Genomic DNA, 5,483 nt, shown 5'->3' with positions numbered 1-5,483 from the left:
CGCCGACCGCGTCCTCGACCTGGGTACGGCCACCGAGGCGCCCCGCTACCCGCTGGTGCGCGACGAGACCGGCGCCGGCCGGCGGGCCCTGGCCGGGTTGGACACCTGCGCGCTGGCCGGCGAACGGGGCCCGTTCGGCAGTCTCCCCCGGCGCATCGGGGACCGCGAGGCCCCCCGCTCCGCGCCCGAGTCCTGGCCGATGGCGAAGATCGCGACCCGCTCGCTGGGCGAGGTGGCCCTGGGCGGCGGGGAGCCGGGTGACCTGGAGCAGCTCACCTGGGAGACCGCCACCGGCACCATGACCGCCGTGGTCTACCGCCCGGCCGGCGGTGGCACGCCCGTGGTCTCCCCCGCCGACCGCTCCACCACGCTCCAGGCCTACCACCTGCCGGTGCCCGGGCAGCCGCTGGCGGTGCTGACCTGGCGTACCCGGGACGCCTCGTTCGCCGCCCCGCCCGGCACCACCCGCCTGGTCGACCGGCCCGGCCTGGTGGTGGTCGAGCAGACCGACGCCAAGCAGACGTTCAGCCTGGCCGGCACCGAGAAGACGTGGTACCGCTCGCTGTCCGCCCCCCGCTGACGGCCGGAGGGCTTTCCCGTCCAAGGAGACGCCATGGTCGAGGTGATCCGCCGGCTCTACGCCCGTCGTCTGCGGGCGGGACTCGTCGACGCGACGCTGCCCCGGCACGTCGCGATGGTGATGGACGGCAACCGTCGCTGGGCGCGGCAGATGGGGTTCGACGACCCGTCGGTGGGCCACCGGTACGGCGCGGCGCACCTGCACGAGGTGGCCGGCTGGTGCGCCGAGCTGGGCATCCGGCAGATCACCCTGTTCGTCGCCTCGGTCGACAACGTACGCAAGCGCGGCTCCGCCGAGGTCGCGCACCTGATGCGGCTGGTCGAGGACGTCATCGCCGAGCCGCTGCGGCGACCGGACAGCCCGTGGCGGCTGCACGTGGCCGGCCGGACCGACGTCCTGCCCGACTCCACCCGGCACGCGTTGAAGCTGGCCGAGGACGGCACCCGGGACCGGGCCGGCGGCTTCGACCTGACCGTCGCGATCGGCTACGACGGTCGTACGGAGATCGCCGACGCGGTCCGGCGCCTGCTGCACCGCGAGGCGGAGGCCGGCGCCACCCTTGCCGACGTGGCGGACCGCCTCACTGCCGACGCCATCGGCACGCACCTCTACACCGGGGACCGGCCCGCCCCCGACCTCGTCATCCGGACCAGCGGCGAGCGTCGGATGTCCGGCTTCCTGCTCTGGCAGGCGGTCCAGTCCGAGCTGTACTTCTGCGACGTGTACTGGCCGGGCTTCCGCGAGGTCGACTTCCTCCGGGCCCTCCGCACCTACGCCACCCGCACCCGCCCCCGGTAACCACCCCCCTCCCACCCCCGCACCGATCTTGCAGTGTGGGCCCACGTGAACAGGTCATAACGGGCACCTCGCGGGCCTCAACTGCACTATCGACGGGTTCCTCCACGACCTCAGGGGTGGTGGAGGCGCATGCCGAGGTAGGGGGCGTCGGCGGGGCCGGGGCGGGTGGTGCCGTCGGGGCGCCAGCCGTGCCGGGTGTAGAAGGCACGGGCACGGGTGTTGCGCTCCCACACCTCCAGCACCCCCACCGGCAGCCCTTCGGCTTCCAGGTGACGCAGGAAGAGCCCGTGCAGCGTGCCGCCGATGCCCCGGCCCCAGCAGTCCGGGGCGACATGGATCTGGTAGAGCTGCGCGGCGTCCACCTCGGACGAGTGCGGCGGGCCCAGGGCCAGCAGGCCGACCAGGCGACCGTCCACGACGGCACACCGCACGTGCTTGTGCGGCGCGGCGATCGCCGCCGTCCAGCCGTCCCGCTGTTCCCGGGCCAGCGCCGGGTTGACGATCTCCCCGGTGGGCAGCCCGCCCGCGCCGTAGTAGGCGAGCCGGGCCCGGGTGTGCAGGTCGACGATGTCGTCCAGGTCGGCCGGCGTGGCCACACGCACGTCCACGGCGCAGCCCTCCCATGATTCACTCCACGTCGCCGAGGTGGTGGCATCCCGGCCACCTCGATGCCGCCACGTCGGCGAACTGGCGGCACCCCGCAGACGGAAGCCCGGAAACAGCGCTCGGGCGGCCCCGCAGGAAGCGGGACCGCCCGAGCACCGTATCCGGATCAGTTCTGCGCCGCGGCCCCGTCGGTGGCCGGGTCGACCGGCGCGGCGTCCAGGCCGGAGATCCAGCCGGTGACGTCACGCGCCACGTCCTGCGCGGTGAGCCGCAGGTCGGCCAGGATCTGCGCGCGGGTACCGTGCGGGTGCCAGTCGGCCGGTACGCCCAGGTCCTTCACCGGCACCCGGACGTCGGCGTCCCGCATCGCCTGGGCCAGCGCGGAGCCGACGCCACCGATGCGGACGCCGTCCTCGACGGTGACCACGAGGCGGTGGCCGGCGGCCAGCTCGACCAGCTCGGCCGGGACCGGGCGGACCCAGCGCGGGTCGACCACGGTCACACCGTAACCCTGCTCGGCGACCCGGGCGGCGACCTCCACGCCGAGGCCGGCGAAGGAGCCGACCGCGACCAGCAGCACGTCGGTACGCGCCGACTCGGCCAGCACGTCCACCGGGCCGACCCGGCGCACGGCCGGCAGGTCGGCGGCGACGGTGCCGGTCGGGAAACGCAGGATGGTGGGGCCGTCGTCGACGGCGATCGCCTCGCGCAGTTCCTCGCGCAGCGTGACCGAGTCGCGGGGCGCGGCGATGCGCAGGCCGGGCACCACGCCGAAGACCGACATGTCCCAGACGCCGTAGTGGCTCGGCCCGTCGGGGCCGGTGATGCCGGCCCGGTCCAGCACGAACGTGACCGGCAGCTTGTGCATCGCCACGTCCAGCAGGACCTGGTCGAAGGCCCGGTTGAGGAAGGTGGCGTAGACCGCGACCACCGGGTGCAGGCCGCCCATGGCCAGGCCGGCGGCGGAGGTGGCGGCGTGCTGCTCGGCGATGCCCACGTCGTAGACCCGCTCCGGGTACTTGCGGGCCAGCGTGGCGATGCCGGTGGGCTCGGCCATGGCGGCGGTGATGCCGACCACGTCGGGGCGCTCGTCGGCGATGCTCACCAGCTCGTTGGCGAAGACGTGGGTCCACTTCACCGACGGTGCGGCGACCAGCTGGCCGGTCTCGACGTCGAAGGCGCCGCCGGGGCCGTGCAGGCAGTCGGCCTCGTCGTCCTCGGCGGGACGGTAGCCGTAGCCCTTGCGGGTGACCGCGTGCACGATCACCGGGCCGCCGAAGTTCTTCGCCGCACGCAGCGCCGCCTCGACGGCCGGCACGTCGTGGCCGTCGACCGGGCCGACGTACTTGATGCCGAGGTCCTCGAACATGGCCTGCGGGGCGACCGCGTCCTTGATCCCCTTCTTGACCGCGTGCAGCACCTCGAACATCGGCTTGCCGACGAACGGGGTGTTGCCCAGCGCGTCCTTGACGGTGTCGAGCACCTTCTCGTAGCCGGGGTTGAGCCGCAGCGACGACAGGTGGTCGGCGAGGCCGCCGATGGTCGGCGAGTAGGACCGGCCGTTGTCGTTGACCACGATGACCAGCGGGTTGCCGGCGGTGGCGATGTTGTTCAGCGCCTCCCAGCACATGCCGCCGGTGAGCGCGCCGTCGCCGACCACGGCCACCACGGCCCGCTTCTCGCCGCGCAGCGCGTACGCCTTGGCCAGGCCGTCGGCGTACGACAGGGCGGTGGAGGCGTGCGAGTTCTCGATCAGGTCGTGCTCGCTCTCCGCCTGGCTGGGGTAGCCGGAGAGGCCGCCGCGCTGGCGGAGCTTGTCGAAGCCCTCCTGCCGGCCGGTGAGGATCTTGTGTACGTACGCCTGGTGACCGGTGTCGAAGAGGAGCCGGTCGCGCGGGGAGTCGAAGACCCGGTGCATCGCCAGGGTCAGCTCGACCACACCGAGGTTGGGACCGATGTGCCCGCCGGTGCGGGAGACCTTCGCGATCAGGAAGTCACGGATCTCGGCGGCGAGGATGTCCAGCTGCTCGGCGGTCATCCGCTTCACGTCCTGCGGGCCGCGGACGGTGCCCAGCAGCCGACCGTGGTTGGCCGTGCCCTCTTCAACACTCATGACCGGAGAGTCTATCGGCCGCGCCACAGTCCGCAGCCGAGCCGTGGATCAGTCGGCGACCACCAGCCGGCGCGGCGGCGTCGCCGGGGCCGCCCCGAACGGCGGTCCGGCGGGGGTCCAGGAGCCGAGCACGGCGGCCCGGGACGCGCCGGTGACCGACGGGACCGCGCCGGGCAGCCCGTGCCAGCTCAGCCACCCCAGCAGCGCGAACGCGTACGCCTCCTTGGCCTGTGCCGGCACGCCCAGCTCGTCGGTGGTGCGCAGCCGCCACCGTCCGGCACCCCGCGCGGCCAGCCGGGCCCGGAGTGTGGGATTGCGCACTCCCCCGCCGGCGGCGACCACCTCGGTCACCCCGTGCCGGTCGCAGGCGTCGGCGACCGTGCGGGCGGTCAGCTCGGTGAGCGTGGCCAGCACGTCGTCGGCGGCCACCGGCTCGCCCAGGGCGGCCAGCGCGGCGTCCAGGTAGCCGCCGTGGAACAGCTCCTTGCCCGTCGACTTGGGCGGCGGCGCGGCGTAGTAGGGCTCGGCGAGCAGCCGGGCCAGCAGCGCCCCGTGCACCCGGCCGGCGGCGGCCCGTGCCCCGTCGACGTCGCAGGGGCGGCCGAGGAACCGGCGGGCGGCGGCGTCCAGCAGCGCGTTGGCCGGGCCCACGTCGTACCCGAGGACCGGCGCCCCGGGCGCGACCACGGTGAGGTTCGCGATGCCGCCCAGGTTCAGTGCCGCGCGCGGTGAGGTGGCGTCGAGCAGCAGCGCGTCGAACGCCGGGACCAGCGGCGCGCCCTGCCCGCCGGCCGCGACGTCCGCCGAGCGCAGGTCGTGCAGCACCGGTACGCCCACCCGCGCGGCGACCCGGGCCGGCGCGCCGAGCTGGAGGGTGCCGCGCACCCGACCGGCCTCGACCCAGTGGAAGACGGTCTGGCCGTGGGAGACGACCGCGTCGACGGCGCCGCCGGCCAGCTCGACGCCGACCGCGGCCGCCTCGGCGAACACCTCGCCGAGCCGGTTGTCCAGCCGGCACACCGTCTCGATCGTGGTGGCGGCCGGCGGCAGCAGCGCGCCGATCTGCGCCCGCAGGTCGTCCGGGTACGGCAGCTCGCGGTGCCCGAGCGGCCGCAGCCGCAGCGTGTCCCCGTCGGGCGTGAACTCGCCCGCCACCACGTCCACCCCGTCGTACGAGGTGCCCGACATCAGCCCGACGATCTTCATCGGGCCAGGCTAGCCAGGCAGGAACAGGCCGACCAGCTCGACGTGCTGGGTGTTCGGGAACAGGTCGAACCCGCGCAGCGCGGCCAGCCGCCAGCCCGCCTCGGCGAACGTGCGCACGTCCCGGGCGAAGGCGGCCGGGTCGCAGGCCACGTACGCGACCGCGCGCGGCCGGGCGGCCAC

General features: G+C 74.6%; 4 protein-coding genes and 2 pseudogenes. 2 read left to right on the top strand and 4 right to left on the bottom strand.

The window, feature by feature from the left end:
• Positions 1-580: pseudogene (locus HUW36_RS24490) on the top strand (hypothetical protein); the annotation flags it as partial.
• A 33-nt stretch (positions 581-613) separates the two neighbouring features.
• The gene (uppS, locus tag HUW36_RS24485; protein WP_174530322.1) at positions 614-1,378 is read left to right on the top strand and encodes a polyprenyl diphosphate synthase; all 765 of its coding nucleotides are present in this window, start codon (positions 614-616) and stop codon (positions 1,376-1,378) included.
• Positions 1,379-1,488: 110 nt separating this feature from the next.
• Here uppS and HUW36_RS24480 read toward each other — a convergent pair whose 3' ends face one another.
• From HUW36_RS24480 to HUW36_RS34605, 4 genes and pseudogenes are all read right to left on the bottom strand, one after another.
• Positions 1,489-1,986 (bottom strand): GNAT family N-acetyltransferase, encoded by a 498-nt coding sequence (locus HUW36_RS24480; protein WP_246248311.1) that lies wholly within the window; start codon positions 1,984-1,986, stop codon positions 1,489-1,491.
• Positions 1,987-2,150: 164 nt separating this feature from the next.
• Entirely contained in the window at positions 2,151-4,097 is a 1,947-nt protein-coding gene (gene dxs / locus HUW36_RS24475; protein ID WP_174530321.1) for a 1-deoxy-D-xylulose-5-phosphate synthase, read from the bottom strand.
• Between the two features lie 48 nt (positions 4,098-4,145).
• Positions 4,146-5,303 carry an anhydro-N-acetylmuramic acid kinase gene (locus tag HUW36_RS24470; RefSeq protein WP_174530320.1) on the bottom strand — a complete coding sequence of 386 codons (1,158 nt, stop codon included), beginning with the start codon at positions 5,301-5,303 and terminating at the stop codon, positions 4,146-4,148.
• 9 nt (positions 5,304-5,312) lie between these two features.
• Positions 5,313-5,483, bottom strand: a pseudogene (locus HUW36_RS34605) (class I SAM-dependent RNA methyltransferase); the annotation flags it as partial.

Origin of the sequence: Micromonospora maritima (assembly GCF_902825405.1) — a bacterium.
In the GTDB taxonomy this organism is placed as follows: Bacteria; Actinomycetota; Actinomycetes; order Mycobacteriales; family Micromonosporaceae; genus Micromonospora; species Micromonospora maritima.
This window is presented reverse-complemented; position numbering and strand designations above follow the sequence as displayed.

Coding starts and splice junctions, on each gene's coding strand:
- uppS (WP_174530322.1), top strand. CDS start 614: ATGGTCGAGGTGATCCGCCGGCTCTACGCCCGTCGTCTGCGGGCGGGA.
- dxs (WP_174530321.1), bottom strand. CDS start 4,097: ATGAGTGTTGAAGAGGGCACGGCCAACCACGGTCGGCTGCTGGGCACC.
- HUW36_RS24470 (WP_174530320.1), bottom strand. CDS start 5,303: ATGAAGATCGTCGGGCTGATGTCGGGCACCTCGTACGACGGGGTGGAC.